Genomic DNA, 16661 nt, shown 5'->3' on the forward strand with positions numbered 1-16661 from the left:
TTAGTCTTGAGTACTAAATACTAAGGACTCAATACTTAATACTAATTTTCGGAATAATGAAAGGTGCCGCCGTTGAAATATTTCTGATGAATGGCTTCGTATTTCTTTTTGTCTGATTCTTTCACGGTTTTTCCGTTCACCTTCAGATCGCCGGGGTGTGACCAGTCGATGGAGTTGATGTTTTCGTCTTTGCCGAGGTAGCCATCTTTCACGAGCATTTCCTTCAGATCTTTTTTCATGGCGTTCATGGTGTCGCGGTGTTTGCGGGCCATTTCTTCGTGGCGTTTGGCAAGCTCGACATGCTTCTCGGATTGTGCTCTGAATAATTCGGCTTGTCGCTCGGCGTGAGCCTTTGTTCGTTCGGCCTGCCGCCGGGCAACAGCAGCTTGTTTTTCGGCCTCGCTATGCACTGCCGCTCCCTGGCGCTCGGCTTGTGCGGCCATGCGTTCTCCCTGACGTGTGGCAAAATCGGCGTGACGTTCGGCCAGGGCTTCCATTTTGTGGGCAAAGGCTTCGGTGTCCCAACTTTCTTTCATGTTTTTTTCCAGCTCGTCCATCATGGCCTTCATCTTCTCACCGTTCTTGCTGTAGAAGTCGCCAAACTGCTCTTTGAATTTTTGTTCGAAGGCTTCGTTGAAGGCACCCCAATCTTTGTTGTCGTTCCACTGAAAGTTTATGGGCGGGAGGGGCGCGACGGGCTCAAGAGGTTCGATGGGTTCCATGTCGGGCATGGGGGGCATGAGCGGTATGGGAGGAATGTGGATGTCAAAGTCCATGTCCATGTCGTCCATGGCGGCCTCCATATCCATGTTGTGGATTTCAATTTCTTCATGATCAACCTCCGGTGCCGTTTCCACTTCTTCGGTCACCTCCGTCATCTCTGTTGTGACGGTTGGTGTGGTAGTGATTTTTCGCAGTCCTTTGTGCGATGGTTTTTTCTTTTTCGCCGTGTCGGCAGCCATCGCGATGGGAGCGATGGCCGAATGATCGAGGGTCAGATCTTTTTCTGTGCGTGAGGTGTGCACCGTGAGCCACGAAGCACACATGAGGCCAATGACCAGCAGCACCGCCGGAGCCATGCGCTCGCGGAGGGAATAATTTTTTACAGACTTTTCCATGATGCGTTTTATTCGGTTCAACAATTGGTTTTTATTTTCCGCCAGCGACAACGCCAGGCCCGCCCGCGACAGCCGCACTTCTTCGAGAGATGCCAGCGCATGCGCATACGCTAGGGCATTTCCCTGGTGAAGCACCACGGCATCGTCGCAGCAATGTTCGCGTTCCTGCCGCAGGATGCCCGATATCATCCAGGCAAACGGGTTGAAGAAGAACAATGCTTCCACGATAGATTGAAGCAGGTTGAGCAGATAGTCGTTTCTGCGGATGTGAATGAGTTCGTGTATAAAAATGCTTTCGAGCTGCGCGGTGGAAAGACCTGCACACATGCCGGTGGGAATGAGAATGATGGGCTTGAGATAACCAATCACCACCGGCGCGTGAATAAAGGCGGACTCGGCTAACGTGACGGCGCGCTTCAATTCAAATTGCCCGGCCAGTTCGGCGATGCGAAACGACCAAGTGTTTGTTAACGGAAGGGCTGTGTGCTTCAACCGTGCCGTGAACCACCATCCACCAAAAAGGCGGAGCAGAAACAAGATCGACCCGGCCACCCACGCCAGCACCACAAAGGGAATCGTGCTGTGCAGAAAGTTCGACACGGTGGCGAGCCAGTCCGTGAAGGACGCTTGCGCCAATAAAGAAGTAGGAGCTTCACCCGTTTGCCCGATGCCTGACAAAAGTTCTTCTCTCACAGTAGGCACAGGGCTGTACAATAGAAAGAACGTGACCGCGGCAGAGCAGAAGATGAGCACCATGCCCGCGCCGGCAACGCTATAACGCAAACCCGAAAGCCGGGAGGGCACACAACGCAAAATGCCCACCACCATCATGAAGATGATTAACCCCTGCCAAAGAGAATGCAGCACGGTGAAACCCAGCGCCTGCGCCCACGTGCCTTGCACAAATTCGAGGATTGTGTTCATGATGCGCCTCCTTCCAGTTTTTCGAGATACTTTTTGATTTCCAGAAGCTCTTCTTTCGAAGAGGTGTTGGTGCCCAGCGCACTCAGCACTAACTGAGCAGCCGAACCCTGAAACACGGTGTTGATCATCTTGTCCAGCATTTGCTGCCGTGTGTTTTCCAGCGAGGGCACGGCTGTATAGAGATGCAGCTTGCCGCTTTTTTGGCGTGTCACCAATCCTTTTTCGTGCATGATCTGCATCAGTTTCAGAATGGTGGTGTAGCCGTTCGCATCGTCGCCGCCCAGGGCTTCGTGAACGTCTTTCACGGATACAGCCTCCTTTTCCCACACGATTTGCAGGATTTCAAGCTCTTTTTCCGTTGGTTTTACAGGGGGATTGCTCATAATTACGAATTTGTTCGTACTACAATGTTAAAACGCCGTCGCCAGACTTCAAAGCTTTTTACGAATTATTTCGTAAGTGGGTTTCAACGTTCCTTGGGCGATTGTTTTGTCAGATCGCTTCATGGCCTTAAAATCTTAGAGCCTGTTTGGTTTTTTTAAACCGAACGCGCCGAACCGACTGCGGCGAATACAATCCCTGAAAAATCAAAAAGGGAAACGCTGATTGTGCAGCGTCTCCCTTTGTGAATGGTTGTATGACAATGAACTAGTGAAACGTGATTTTTCGGATACGCCCGTTGTTCTGATCGCTCACCAGCAGATTCCCGTCTTTGTCTACCACAATGCCATAGGGTTCACTAAACGTGGCGGTGCTCCCATCGCCATCGGCATAACCTTCCATGGAGCCGGCGATGATGGTCTTGTTGCCGGCCAGGTCAATTTTATAAATCACATGCTGCGTGAAGCTGGTGGCATACAGGCTTTCCTTGCCGTCCCACGCCAGTCCATAAACAAATCCTACGCCGGTGGCGAACGTGGTCACGTTGCCGTCGAGGTCAATTTTGCGAATGGTGCCATTGAAACAATCGCCCACATAAAGATTGTTGCTGTTGTCGACAGCCAATGCTGACGGATAGTTGAAGCGTGCGGCGGAACCCTGGCCATCGGCGGAGCCGCCCTGCGACGCCTCTCCTGCAAAGGTGGTCACTTGTGCCGACGCATCTATTCTGCGGATCACGTGTGTCATGTAGTCTGTCACGAACCACGCGTCGAAGTTGATCGATTTCACAATGCCGGTGGGAAAGAAGAACCCTGCCGCTGCGCTGTTCGGCAAGCCTGCGCCGCTGCCGTTGTTGGTGCCCGGCGTGCCGTTCGAAAAGCCGGCCCACGTCGATACCATGGTGGGCACAACGGTGGGATCAATTTTGCGGATCACGTTGTTCATCTGTTCCGCTACATATACGAAGCCCGTTGCCCGATCTACCGAGATGCCTGTGGGGCCATTGAACTGCGCCGAAGCAAACGGCCCGTCAACCGGTCCCGTCTGCGCCCGCACGCCGCTGCCGGCATAGAGCGAAAGGCCGCTGCTGTTGTATTTCATGATGCGATGGTTGATCTGGTCGGCAATCAGCAGGTCGCCGTTCACATTAAAGGCAAGGCCCGCGGGTCGCAAGGTGTTTATCAATCCATCACCGGCCACCGTCGACACCGTTATCCTTCCTGTTGTGGAGTTCACAATAAAGATACCGCCTTCTGCCACTGTGCCGTCTATCGCTACCGTTAGTTGTCCGGTAGTTGCGCCATTGGGTACGATAACTTCCAGCATGGTTGGCGTGGCCGACACCACCGTGGCAACAACACCACTGAATTTAACAACATTGGCCGCCAGCGTGATGTTGAATCCTAAACCTTGAAGCGTCACCTTCGTGCCAGCACCACCCGACGTTGGCGCGAACGACGTGATGCTCAGCGTGGGCGTGACGGTGAAGAGCATGCCCGCTGAATTTTTCCCACCGGTTGTCACAACCAGGTTGCCGGTGGTGGCGCCTGTCGGCACCGTTGTTTTCAGTTCGGTTGCCGACGCCTGGGTGATGGTGGCCGTTGTGCCGTTGAACGTGACGGCATTTTGAGACGCGTTTGTATCGAACCCGCTTCCCGCGATAATCACCTGTGTGCCAACCGGGCCGGCACGCGGTGTGATGTTAGTGACGACCGGCCCGGGGCCCAACACAGCCTCAACCGTAAACACGGGACCCGTGGCCTCTCTGCCGTCGACCGTCACATTCACAACACCAGAGGTCGCCGTCGCAGGCACGGTCGCTACCAGCTGGTTTTCGGTGGCTGACGTCACCGTGGCTGGGGTGCCGTTGAAGGTGACAACATTCGAAAGCGGCATTGTGCTAAAGCCTGATCCCGCAACGGTCACCCGTGTGCCCGCCGGTCCGTGCGTGGGCGAGAGGCTTGTGATGTGAAGAGCCGGTACAGGAACTTCATTTTCTTTCGCGCAAAAACTTAACAGCAGCAACAGGACGATCACAAACGGATGCCGGCGACGCGCCGTCTGCCTGCCGTGCTGGAAAAATGTGGAGATGATTTTTTTTGAGTACATAAATGCCATGGTTTGATGCAAGACTAGCGTCGCGCACTGCAAGAATTTTGCAGTAGTTTTCAGGCTCGTCAAAACGCGGCGCAGGGATGATTGGTGTTATTTAGAATCGACAAACGGTTGAAAGATGTTGTAGGGTTTTGAAGCGCGATGGCGTTGTGTGGCAAACCGATCATGGGATGGAGTACAAAATCTTTTCACTGAAAATAAAACTGCAATCCCGTTGCAGTCTGTCGCAGTAGGTTAGCGGCCAAATTCTATCGCTATGACGACGATGCTCAAAAAAAAACTGGTTTGGCTTTGCCTGATTTTTATACTGCCATCGGCCACCGTCTGCGCGCAGCAGTTCCAGAGCTGGGGCGACAACACAGACGGCCAACGAAATGCCCCGACAGGTCTCTATGACATCACTGCGCTGGCTGCAGGCGACCGCCACACGCTTGCCCTGCACGCCGACGGCACGGTGGAAGGGTGGGGCGCAAATGATCTGGGTCAGATTTCTATTCCAACGCTCAAACCTGTCACGGCCATTGCAGCGGCCGGCAATCAGTCGTGGGCCTTGCAGCAAGATGGCACGTTGGTAGGGTGGGGCGATCGCACGCTGGGCAGTTTGCAGGCGGTGCCCGCATTGCAAAATGTGTTGTCGGTGAAGGCCGGCGATTCGTTTGCCATGGCATTGTTAAGCAACGGCACCGTGCGTGTTTGGGGCGATGCCGCGATGTTGCCGCCCGTGCTGCCTGCCGTGAAGGCCATTGCTGCCGGTCGTCGTCATGCCCTGGCCCTGTTGCTGGATGGAACCGTGGTGGCGTGGGGCGAGAATTCAAAAGGACAAAGCGCGGTGCCGGCAGGCTTGAATAACGTGTGGGCTATTGACGCTGGCGCCGGCCACTCGGTGGTTTTGCTTGCCAATGGCACGGCCGTGGCCTGGGGCGACAATGCCAAAGGGCAAACTGTCACGTCAGGACTCTCGCAACTGAAGGCCGTGGCCTGCGGCGCAGAACACACGCTATACCTGCACGCCAATGGCACGGTGACGGCACGCGGCACCAACACGCACAACGAAGCAACACCGCCGGCGAGCCTGGCATCGGTTGCCACGATCGCAGCGGGTGCACGCCATAGTCTCGCGCTGACCACGGCAACCCGGTGGCTGAGGGCATGGGGAAATAATCTCCAAGGTCAAAGCACGGTGCCCGATGGGATGGGCGAAAACGTCATTTCCATGTCGGCTACGGCTCTGCACACGGTTGTGCTTCTTGCCGATGGCACCGTGTCGTGCTGGGGCAGCAATGCCAGTCGTCAGTTGGAGGTGCCGCCCGGTCTTGCCAACGTGAAGGAAGTGTTCGCCTCCGAAAACCGCACGATGGCGTTAAAGGCCGACGGCACTGTGGTGGCGTGGGGCCTTAACACCTCGGGCCAATCTACCGTGCCCGCAGGATTGTCGAACGTTATCGCCATAAGCGGTGGGCGATTTCCTTCTGTTGCGTTGTTGGCAAACGGCACGATGGTGGGCTGGGGACAAGGCTCCCCGTCCTACGCGCAGGCACCGCTGGTGAAAGAAGTTTCCCAGGGGTATATCCATACGCTGGCACTGGCAGGCAACGGCGCGGCGATAGGCTTTGGCAACAATGCCTTCAATCAACTCGACCTACCTCCTGGAGTGAGCGACGTCAGCAGCGTCACCTGTGGCTATTTTTCGAGCTTCGTGATCACGGCATCAGTGGCGGCATCGAGCTATGGAAATCAATCCATTGACTATGGGCAGCTTCAGATTCCAGCCGGCCTCACCGGAATACGGCAAATCAGTTCCGCGCTTGTGCACACGCTGGCGCTACTTGCCGACGGCACGGTGCGCGCCTGGGGAAGGAATCCCTATGGACAAACCACGATTCCGGCACAGCTGTCGCATGTCATGAAGGTGTTTGCCAGTGAGCACCACAGTCTCGCGCTCACATTCCTCGCGCGGCCAATCAATGTGCCACCCTCTTTCACCAAGGGCAATGATGTGTCGGTGCCTGAAGACAGCGGGCCACAACGCCTGTTGAATTGGGCCACCGCCATCAACGCCGGCGATCCTGGCCAGACGGTTCATTTTGAAATCGTTCAGGACTATGACGCGTCGCTGTTTGCCGCGGGTCCGCAAATAGACGGCACCGGAACATTAACGTTCACACCAGCGCCAAACGCGTCTGGGCAAACCGTTGTAACGGTCTATGCGGTCGACGACGGCGGCGGTACTCCGGCGCAGCATAATAGTGCATCACAAAGTTTCAACATCACGATCACACCGGTCAACGATCCGCCAACCTTTCGTGGGGGCACTGATGTGACGGTGTTGGAAGACAGTCCCGCTTTGTCATTGTTGTGGGCCGATAACATGTCAGCGGGCCCGGGTGAATCAACCCAACGCGTTTCCTTTCATGTCAACGGCTATGACCCAGCCTTGTTCCATCACCCTCCGGCCATCGATGCCAACGGACTTCTCACTTTTACGCCCGCGCACAATGCCAACGGCACCACGTCGATGACCGTGACGATAGAAGACGATGGAGGAGGGCAAAGCGCGGGAACAACAGCATCGCTCACCATCATCATCGCGCCGGTGAATGATGCGCCGACGATTGATCCGGTGGCGTCGCTCATCATTCCGGTGAACAGCCGTCCACGCAAAATCATCATCACAGGTTTTTCGCCGGGGCCACCCAATGAGCAAAGCCAAACGCTGTCCGCTACGGCATCGTTTGGCAATGTGGCTCTGATCAATACTTTTTCGCTCAACTATTCATCGGGCACGCAGGCGACGCTTGAGTTTTTGCCAAACACATTTCTCACGGGCAGCACCGATATTGACATCATAATTAAGGACAATGGAGGCACGGCAAACGGTGGCATAGATGAAACTCGCTATACCTTCAAAGCGACCATTGAAGATGCCATCCAGGAAATTTTTGTGCCGACTGTTTTTTCACCCAACAACGACCAGGTGAACGATGTGTTTCGCGTTCGTGGCGCGGGCATTCAATCGCTGGAGCTTGCTGTGTATGATGTGAGTGGACGGGAGGTTTTCCGTACAAACAGTGTTGATGAGGCCATTCAACAGGGATGGAACGGCATGAAAAACGGAACTGCGCTTCCGGTGGGCAGCTACACCTGGGTGCTGAACGGACATTATCTCGACGGCACTGACATTGCCTATCACGGAAAACGATATGGGCAGGTGTTGTTGATGCACTGAAAAAAATAAGCCCCGGGAACCACCCCGGGGCTTCAAACCAAACCCCTCAACCAACACATCCGACCCGACCGAAGCCGGGAGGGAATCACCAATCCTTAAACCAATTACTTAACAACTTCAGCCTCTTCAAGGTTCTCGAAAATGAAATCTGTTTCATTTTTCAGGTCAATAAAAATGACCGAGTCTTTTTGAACCTTGCCGGCCAATATTTGTTTAGACAGCTCGTTCAGCAATTCACGCTGCAACACCCGTTTGAGGGGCCGTGCGCCATATTGCGGGTCGAAGCCCAGTTTGGCCAGCCTGTCGCGGGCACTGTCTGAAATATCTATTTTCACACCCACCTCGTCCAACCGTTTGCGGACGCCTTCCACCTGGATGTCGACAATTTTGCGAATGTCTTTCTGACTCAGCGGGCGGAACATGATGATCTCGTCGATCCGGTTCACAAACTCTGGTCGCACAGACTTTCGTAACAACGTCAGCACTTCGTCTTTTGTATTCTCGAGCACGTCGAAATAATTTTCGTCCGTGATCTTTTCAAAATTCTCCTGAATCAGCTGCGAGCCGATGTTCGTGGTCATGATGATGATGGTGTTCTTGAAGTTGGCCACACGTCCTTTGTTGTCGGTGAGCCTTCCTTCATCCAAAACCTGCAACAAAATGTTGAACACGTCGGGGTGCGCTTTTTCAATTTCATCGAGCAACACCACCGAATAGGGTTTGCGTCGCACGGATTCCGTCAGTTGCCCGCCTTCATCGTAGCCCACATAGCCTGGAGGCGCGCCAATGAGGCGGCTCACGCTGTGGCGCTCCTGGTATTCGCTCATGTCGATGCGCACCATGGCGGTGTCATCGTTAAAGAGGTAGTCGGCCAGGGCCTTCGATAACTCGGTCTTGCCCACGCCGGTGGTTCCCATGAAAATGAACGAACCGATGGGCCGTTTCGGATCTTGCAATCCGGCACGACTGCGTCGCACAGCGTCGCTCAAGGCGGTGATAGCTTCTTCCTGTCCGGCCACGCGCTTGCCGAGCTCGGCTTCGAGGTGCAGCAGTTTTTCGCGTTCGCTCTGTAGCATTTTCGAAACGGGGATGCCCGTCCACTTGGCCACCACTTCGGCGATGTCTTCGCTGTCTACCTCTTCCTTCAACAAGGATTTTTCGCCTTGCATGTTTTTCATTTGCGCCTGAATGTCGTTGAGGCGTTTCTCGGCTTCGGTAATTTTTCCGTAGCGTATTTCGGCCACCTTGCCGTAGTCGCCAGCCTTCTCGGCCTGGTCGGCTTCCAGCTTCAGTTTGTCGATCGTTTCTTTTTCTTTCTGGATGCCGTGCACCACTTCCTTTTCGCTTTCCCATTTGGCTTTTAGCGAATTGCGCGCTTCCGACAGTTCGGCAATGTCCTTGCTGAGCAAGTGTTCCTTGTCTTTGTCTTTTTCGCGGCGGATGGCTTCGCGTTCAATTTCGAGTTGCATGATCTTGCGATTCAGCTCGTCGAGCTCTTCGGGCATCGAATCCATTTCCAGCCTGAGCTTTGCTGCCGCTTCGTCCATCAGGTCAATGGCTTTGTCGGGCAGGAAGCGATCGCTGATGTAGCGGCTCGACAACTCTACCGAGGCAATCACGGCGTCGTCTTTGATGCGCACGCCATGGTGCAGCTCATATTTGTCCTTGATGCCGCGCAGGATCGAGATGGAATCTTCCACAGAAGGTTCGTCCACAATCACCGCCTGAAAGCGGCGTTCGAGGGCTTTGTCTTTTTCGATGTACTTCTGATATTCTTTCAGCGTGGTGGCACCAATGGCATGGAGCTCACCACGGGCCAGGGCCGGCTTCAACAGGTTGGCCGCGTCCATCGCGCCTTCGCCACCGCCTGCACCAATGAGGGTGTGAATCTCGTCGATGAAGAGGATGATCTCGCCTTGTGCGTCGGTCACTTCTTTGATGACGGCCTTCAGACGTTCTTCAAACTCGCCTTTGTATTTCGCGCCGGCCACCAGTAAACCCATGTCGAGCGACACGAGAATTTTGCTTTTCAGGTTTTCGGGCACGTCGCCGTCAACAATGCGTTGGGCCATGCCTTCCACGATAGCGGTTTTGCCCACACCGGGTTCTCCCAACAGGATTGGGTTGTTCTTTGTGCGCCGGGAAAGGATCTGCAACACACGGCGAATTTCTTCGTCGCGGCCAATCACCGGGTCGATCTTGCCCTTCTTGGCCAGATCGTTCAGGTTTTTGGAATAGCGTTCGAGCGACTTGTATTTGGCTTCCGCATTCTGATCGGTCACCGTGGCTCCCCCGCGCAATTCCTTAATAGCTTTGATGAGCGGCGAGCGTTCCAGCCCGGCATCTTTCAGCACGCTCGATACTTTGTCTTTCGAGGCCAGCAAGGCCAGCAACAAATGTTCGACGGCGATAAATTCGTCTTTAAATTCGCGCAGTTCTTTTTCGGCGTGCTGCAACACGGTGTTGCTAGCCGACGAAAGGTAGGCCTGGCCCCCCGAAACATGGGGGTAGGATGTCAACAGGTCCTCAAGCTTGTTTTGCAGGATGACTTCGTTGACGTTTAATTTTTTAAACAGGTAATTGGAAACGTTTTCATCCGTTTCCAGAATGGCTTTCAAAAGATGCCCGGGCTCGATGGCCTGCTGCTGCTTCGCCATGGCAATCTCCGCAGACTTTTGCAGAGCTTCCTGGGACTTTATGGTAAATTTTTCGAAGTTCATAGTAGTAAGGTCTCCTGCTGCATTAACAAATTACTATCCATATAAATGATATACCCCTATTTCGGAAATTTTGACATTTAATTAATAGCTTTAATCGCAGGAAATCGGCCATCCTGACCACTATAATGTCAAAACGTTCCATTGCATTAGCCAACCATTTTCCTGCCGCGTGCATCGCGGAAGTTGCCTGGGAGGTTTGCAACCAGGTGGGTGGCATCTACACCGTCATTCGTTCGAAGGCGCCTGCCATGGTGAAGAATGCCAATGGCCCCTATTGCATGGTGGGCCCGTATGTCAACAAAAATATCCACGCCGAACTGGAACCCCTGGACGATTCGCAGGATGTGTTTGGTCAGGCAGCGGCCATTCTCCGCAAGAAAGGCTTTGATGTGATCTATGCCGAATGGCTCGTGACCGGTAAGCCCCGCGTGGTGTTGCTGAACCCCAATGCGGTGCAGGACAAAACACTTAGTGTTGTGAAATATCTGCTGTGGAAAAACCATGGCATCAGCACACCGCCCGACAATGCCCTTATCAACCAGGTGATTTTGTTTGGCTATCTCGTAAAACTTTTTTTTGATGAGCTGGTGAAGCTGGTCGATAAAGATCATCCCATCATTGCGCACTTTCACGAATGGATGGCAGGGCTTCCCATTCTCGACATCAAGAAAGAAGGGATGCCCATCAAGACCGTGTTCACCACACACGCCACGCAACTGGGGCGGCACCTCGCGATCAACTCGCCGTTGTTTTATGCGCACCTTCCATTCTTTAAATGGGAAGACGAGGCGAAGCGCTTTGGCATTGAGACCGAGGCGAAGATTGAAGTGAGCTGCGCACAGCAAGCCGATGTGTTGAGCACCGTGAGTGAAGTAACGGCCCGCGAATGCAGACACCTGCTGCACCGGAAACCCGAAGTGGTGGTGCCCAACGGCCTCAACATCGAACGGTTTGAAGCCCTGCACGAATTCCAGAACCAGCACGTGATGAACAAGGAAGAAATCCATCGCTTTGTGATGGCCCATTTCTTTCAGTCGTATTCTTTCGATCTTCAGAAAACGCTTTATTTCTTCACATCGGGTCGCTACGAATTCAAGAACAAGGGATTCGACCTCACCATCGAAGCCCTGCACCGGTTAAACGCGCGATTGAAAAAAGAAAAATCGGACCTCACCGTGGTGATGTTTTTTGTGACCAAGCGCGACTTCCTCAACATCCGCCCCGAAGTGTTGCAGTCTAAGGCCATGATGCAGGAAATTTTTCAAACCACGGCCGCCATTCAGCAACAAGTGGGTAAGCGCCTGTTTTATCAAAGCACCATTCAGGACGACAATCACCTGCCGGACCTCAACACGTTTGTGGACGAATACTGGAAACTGCGCTACCGCCGCACGCTGCAGGCCTGGAAGACAAAAAAGAACCCGCTGATTGTGACGCACCGCCTGGTGAACGAGGACCAGGATGAGGTGCTGCAGGCGTTGCAGGCCAAAAAACTGCTGAACAATGCCGACGACCCGGTGAAGGTGGTCTATCACCCCGACTTCATCAATGTGAGCAGCCCGCTGTTTGGCATGGACTACAACCAATTTGTGCGCGGATGTCACTTGGGCATTTTTCCAAGCTACTATGAACCCTGGGGCTACACACCGCTGGAGTGTATGGCCAGCGGCATTCCGTCGGTGACCAGCGACCTTTCAGGTTTTGGCGACTACATTCTGCACCACATTGAAGACCCGGAGAAATACGGTCTGTTTGTGATTGAACGTGGCAAGCGCACTTTCGATTGGTCGGCCGGTCAACTGGCGGATGTGATGTACGGTTTCCTGATGCAGTCCATGCGCGAGCGCATCATGCAGCGCAACAATGTTGAAAACAATTCATCCATTTTCGACTGGACCAACCTGATCCGGCACTATAAAGAAGCCTACATGCTGGCCATGAAGAGCCCGAACCCGTAGCGATTCTATTTCGCGATCGTCAATTCGCGGTTATACTTATTCCTGTAATCGACAGGCGACACACCAGCCACTTTTTTGAACACGTCGCGGAAAGCTTTTGAGTCGGTATAGCCCACATCATACATCACCTCGTTCACGGTTTTTCTTCCGGACTCCAGTTGTTTTTTAGAGGCTTCGATCTTCACACGCTGGATGTATTCCACCACGGTGTTGTTGGTGGCTTTTTTGAAGCGACGTTCCAGTGTTCTTCTGCCGATGCCAAACTCTTCGGAGAGCTGGTCGATGGAAATTTTTTCGGGCACATGGCCTTCAATGAACTCCTGCACCTTCACGATCTCGGGGTCGTCGTGAATTTTTTGCCCTTTGAAAATGCTGAATGGCGATTGTGTGTCGCGGCCGATGTCGAGCACAAAGAACTTCGACGCCAGGATGGCCATGTCGCGGTTTGTATATTTTTCGATGAGGTGGAGCAACAGGTTCCAGTAAGAGTTGGCGCCGCCGCTGGAATACAGTCCATTTTGTTCGGTGATGATTTTGCTGTCGACCAACGTTATGTCTGGAAACATCGCGCGAAATTCGTTTGCATATAGCCAGTGCGTAGAACATTGTTTGCCGTCGAGCAGCCCGGTGGATGCGAGAAGGAAAGCGCCGATGCAGAGGCTGGCCACTTCGGCGCCGTTCTTGTATTGCTGCACGATCCACGGAATGAAGTCGCGATTCATCTTAATAGCATTGGCGATGTTTCCGCTGATGGCCGGCACGATGATGAGGTCGGCATGCTTCACCGTTTTGAGCGTGGCATCAGTGTGAATGGAGATGAGGCCATCGCTCAGCTTCACTTCTTTAGTGAGCCCCACCAGTTGCACGTTGAAAAGCGGTGGCTGGCCCGCACTTTTGATGAACTCGTTCACGGCGGTGAACATATAGCGTGGGTCGACAATGGCGGCGGAGACAGCGGTTTCGGGAACCAGAATAATGACATTTTTCATCCTGTGGTCGTTTTGGGTTAGGGAGGAACCAGTAATGTTTAGACCAAAGGTAAAAGATGGACCTGTCGCAATCAACCCTTCAGATTGACGTATTCGCACCATCTTTTGACTTCTTTTCGTGGATTGATCATTTGTGCCGGAATGGTTTTGCCGCAAGGAGGGTGAATGTGAAATTGATACGTGTTTGAAAAACGTGCTGACGCAAACGGCACTATAGATTGTCGTGTTCACACTAAAGAGCATCCGTGTTCCGTGGCTAGGTTTGTTGTGTTGGCATAGCCTAAAAAAAACACAACATGAAAACACAAATCAATGCTTATCTGAACTTCAACGGCAGCTGCCGCGAAGCGATGACGTTCTATCACGACTGCTTTGGCGGCGAACTCACGTTGCAGAAAATTTCCGAATCGCCCATGGCTGCACAAATGCCTTCGGAAGAAGGTGCAAAAATTTTGCACGGACTGCTTTCCAACAACGACATCCAGCTGATGGGCTCCGACATGATGGGGGCTTCGCTGGTGAATGGAAATGTGGTGAGCCTTTGTTTGAACTGTAGCAGCGACGAAGAGATCAACACCTTCTTCACAAAACTATCGGCTGGCGGCAAAGTGAAAACGCCCGTGCACCAATCGTTTTGGGGCGCACTCTATGGAGAACTCACCGACCGATACGGCATGAACTGGATGTTGAACTACAGTAAGAACTAGGATGGACGATATGCAGGTGTCTGGCGTGTATTGAAATGTACCCGCAAATTATTGTTTTGGCACTTGATTTTACGGAGCAGAAGTTTCTACATTGACGAATAAAAATATGTTTAACATAAACAAACGTTAGTGTGAACAACGAGCTGCGCCAACCCCTGCCAAAAGTATTCAACGCGATTGAAGCCGCCACCAAAGAGTCCGGTTTCACAATGGCTTCCGATATTCTCACCGGCTCGCTGCTTCGAACACTCGCGGCATCAAAGCCCGGTGGAAAGTTTCTGGAGATGGGAACCGGCACCGGTCTTTCGGCGTCGTGGATTTTGGAGGGAATGAATGCGCAGGCGTCACTCATTTCGGTTGACTATGATCCGAAATACATGGAGATCGCCGAGCGATTTCTCGGTGCGGACAAACGCCTCTCGTTGGTCACGTCCGATGGCGGCGAATGGCTTGCGTCCAACCCACACCTGCGTTTTGATTTTATTTTTGCCGACACCTGGCATGGCAAATACCTGCTGCTCGACGAAGCGCTGGCCATGCTGAACCCCGGTGGTCTCTATGTGATCGACGACATGTTGCGACAACCCAACTGGCCCGAAGGTCATGCGGAAAAGGCAGAGAAGCTTGTGGCGGCACTGGAGGCACGAACAGATCTGTGGTTCACCAAACAAGTGTGGTCCACGGGCATCATGATCGGGGTGAAGAAGTAGTACGCCTCGACCCAAACGGTTTTCTTTTTTTTTACCTTCCGGATGTTTCATACCTTGAGCGCATACGCAAACCCTGCACGTATGCCGCACGACGCTATTCTCACGCTGGTAGAAAGAATTAAATCCATCGCCGATGTTGGCTTGCTCTATGCAAAAGATCCCTACGATCGCGAACGCTACAGCGAGCTTCAGGAAATAACACACGCGTTCCACCACACGCTAACGGGTGTGGACATCGACACGCTGAAGCAACTTTACGTTCCTGCAAAAGACTACCCCACAGCAAAAGTGGACATACGCGGTTTGTTATTGGCGCCCGACAACAAAGTGTTGCTGGTGAAAGAAAGCGCCGATGGCAAATGGTCATTGCCCGGCGGCTGGGCCGATGTGGGCTACAGTCCCCGCGAAGTGATCGTGAAAGAATTTAAGGAAGAAACAGGACTGGATGTGAGTGCCGAACGTTTGCTGGCATTGTTCGATAAAAAAATGCATCCCCATCCTGTGCAGCCTTTTTATGTTTATAAGGTGGCGTTTCTCTGTCGCGCACTGTCGCACGAAATTCAGAAAGGATTTGATGTGCTGGATGTGCAATATTTCGACATGCAAAACCTGCCCGAACTTTCGAGCGACCGCATCCTGAAATCGCAGCTGGAAATTCTTTTTAAGCATGCCATGGCGACAAACACCAGTCCTTACTTTGATTAAGCTGTCCGCATGAAGGAACTGTATTTGCTAAGCGGCCTTGGTGCCGACAAACGGGTGTATGATTTTCTGGACCTCCGCGATTATAAGGTTCATCACATCGACTGGATCGCGCACCACGACCATGAAACACTCGAAGACTATGCCGGCCGGTTGGCGCAACAGATTCAAGCACCCAACCCAATCCTCATGGGCGTTTCGTTTGGAGGCATGATTGCCGTGGAGATCGCGAAGCAACGCGCGGTCGAAAAAGTGATTCTGATTTCCTCGGCCAAAACACGCGACGACATTCCGACACAGTTCAGCTTTTTCAAGCCACTACGGCTCCATCGGTTTATTCCCGCCAGGGCCTTAAGACATCCGAACGCGCTTGTGTTCTGGTTCTTTGGTGTAGACAAGACCTATGAAAAGGATTTGCTCCGCGCCATCATGCGCGACACCGATGTAGTGTTTTTCCGGTGGGCCATCGGCAAGATTGTGAACTGGAAAAACGAAACCATTCTCCCCCATGCCATCCATATACACGGCACAAACGACCGATTGATTCCCTTTACCACGGCCGACTATCGCATTGAAGGTGGTGGACATCTCATGATCATAAACCGGGCGAAGGAAATTGATGCCCTGGTGAAGGAGATTATCTGAGAAATAAAACGTCCCGCGTCGTTGCAAGAATTTCAAATGCAAAGACGCAGGACGAAGAATGGAAAAAGAGATGCCTTACTTAGTAGACCAATAGTCTACCACCGTAACTTTATCCAGGTAAGGGCCCAGTAATTTGCCAAACGCAGCGTGATCGGGATGCACCAGGTAGGCATCGCGATCTTTGTCGCTGTTGAACGTGAGGAAGAAGCAATGGGTGAGGCCCTGGTTCAGACCTTCGGGGCTGGAGTTTTTGCCCCATTCATAACTCTTGATGGTTTTGATTTTTGTGGGCAGCGCGCGAAACGCGTCTTCCACTTTTTTTACATCGGCTTCGGAGGCGTCGTCTTTAAATTTAAATAACACCACGTGGCGCAGCACGCTGCCGCCTTTGGTTTGGGCTGAAGTGTCGGTAGTGGAAAGTGTTGCCATAAGTGCGATGCCAAGGATCAGTGCGAGTATTTTCTTC

General features: G+C 52.9%; 12 protein-coding genes. 6 read left to right on the forward strand and 6 right to left on the reverse strand.

Features of this window, described 5'->3' with window-relative positions:
* Positions 1 to 41: 41 nt before the first annotated feature.
* The 3 genes from JI741_RS14705 to JI741_RS14715 form a co-directional block, all read right to left on the reverse strand.
* Positions 42 to 2042, reverse strand: a complete 2001-nt coding sequence (locus JI741_RS14705) for a M56 family metallopeptidase (RefSeq protein WP_202010758.1) — start codon at positions 2040 to 2042, stop codon at positions 42 to 44.
* On the reverse strand, positions 2039 to 2425 hold the full coding sequence (locus JI741_RS14710; protein WP_202010760.1) for a BlaI/MecI/CopY family transcriptional regulator: 387 nt from the start codon (positions 2423 to 2425) through the stop codon (positions 2039 to 2041). Before JI741_RS14710 ends, JI741_RS14705 begins: the two co-directional genes overlap by 4 nt.
* Positions 2426 to 2690: 265 nt before the next feature.
* A complete protein-coding gene (locus JI741_RS14715) occupies positions 2691 to 4532 on the reverse strand; it encodes an IPT/TIG domain-containing protein (protein WP_202010761.1) in 1842 nt (613 codons plus the stop codon).
* 262 nt (positions 4533 to 4794) lie between these two features.
* Between JI741_RS14715 and JI741_RS14720 the strand changes: the two genes are divergently transcribed.
* Positions 4795 to 7764, forward strand: a complete 2970-nt coding sequence (locus JI741_RS14720) for a T9SS type B sorting domain-containing protein (protein WP_202010763.1) — start codon at positions 4795 to 4797, stop codon at positions 7762 to 7764.
* Positions 7765 to 7868: 104 nt separating this feature from the next.
* Here the strand turns inward: JI741_RS14720 and clpB are convergent, their stop codons facing one another.
* On the reverse strand, positions 7869 to 10484 hold the full coding sequence (gene clpB, locus JI741_RS14725; RefSeq protein ID WP_202010765.1) for an ATP-dependent chaperone ClpB: 2616 nt from the start codon (positions 10482 to 10484) through the stop codon (positions 7869 to 7871).
* Positions 10485 to 10609: 125 nt separating this feature from the next.
* Here clpB and JI741_RS14730 point away from each other — a divergent pair, with 125 nt between their 5' ends.
* Positions 10610 to 12442 (forward strand): glycosyltransferase, encoded by a 1833-nt coding sequence (locus JI741_RS14730; RefSeq protein ID WP_202010767.1) that lies wholly within the window; start codon positions 10610 to 10612, stop codon positions 12440 to 12442.
* A gap of 5 nt (positions 12443 to 12447) precedes the next feature.
* Here the strand turns inward: JI741_RS14730 and JI741_RS14735 are convergent, their stop codons facing one another.
* Positions 12448 to 13431 (reverse strand): GlxA family transcriptional regulator, encoded by a 984-nt coding sequence (locus JI741_RS14735; RefSeq protein WP_202010769.1) that lies wholly within the window; start codon positions 13429 to 13431, stop codon positions 12448 to 12450.
* Positions 13432 to 13727: 296 nt separating this feature from the next.
* On the opposite strand from JI741_RS14735, the gene JI741_RS14740 reads away from it, so the two are divergent.
* The 4 genes from JI741_RS14740 (at position 13728) to JI741_RS14755 (ending at position 16195) form a co-directional block, all read left to right on the forward strand.
* Positions 13728 to 14138: a VOC family protein gene (locus tag JI741_RS14740; RefSeq protein WP_202010771.1), complete on the forward strand. Its 411-nt coding sequence runs from the start codon at positions 13728 to 13730 to the stop codon at positions 14136 to 14138.
* 131 nt (positions 14139 to 14269) lie between these two features.
* Positions 14270 to 14848, forward strand: a complete 579-nt coding sequence (locus tag JI741_RS14745; RefSeq protein ID WP_369411788.1) for an O-methyltransferase — start codon at positions 14270 to 14272, stop codon at positions 14846 to 14848.
* Positions 14849 to 14929: 81 nt separating this feature from the next.
* Positions 14930 to 15553 (forward strand): NUDIX hydrolase, encoded by a 624-nt coding sequence (locus tag JI741_RS14750; RefSeq protein WP_202010773.1) that lies wholly within the window; start codon positions 14930 to 14932, stop codon positions 15551 to 15553.
* Positions 15554 to 15562: 9 nt separating this feature from the next.
* On the forward strand, positions 15563 to 16195 hold the full coding sequence (locus tag JI741_RS14755; RefSeq protein WP_202010775.1) for an alpha/beta hydrolase: 633 nt from the start codon (positions 15563 to 15565) through the stop codon (positions 16193 to 16195).
* A gap of 75 nt (positions 16196 to 16270) precedes the next feature.
* Here JI741_RS14755 and JI741_RS14760 read toward each other — a convergent pair whose 3' ends face one another.
* The gene (locus JI741_RS14760; RefSeq protein WP_439647549.1) at positions 16271 to 16624 is read right to left on the reverse strand and encodes a Dabb family protein; all 354 of its coding nucleotides are present in this window, start codon (positions 16622 to 16624) and stop codon (positions 16271 to 16273) included.
* Positions 16625 to 16661 lie beyond the last annotated feature (37 nt).

This window comes from Chryseolinea lacunae (assembly GCF_016735595.1).
GTDB lineage: Bacteria > Bacteroidota > Bacteroidia > Cytophagales > Cyclobacteriaceae > Chryseolinea > Chryseolinea lacunae.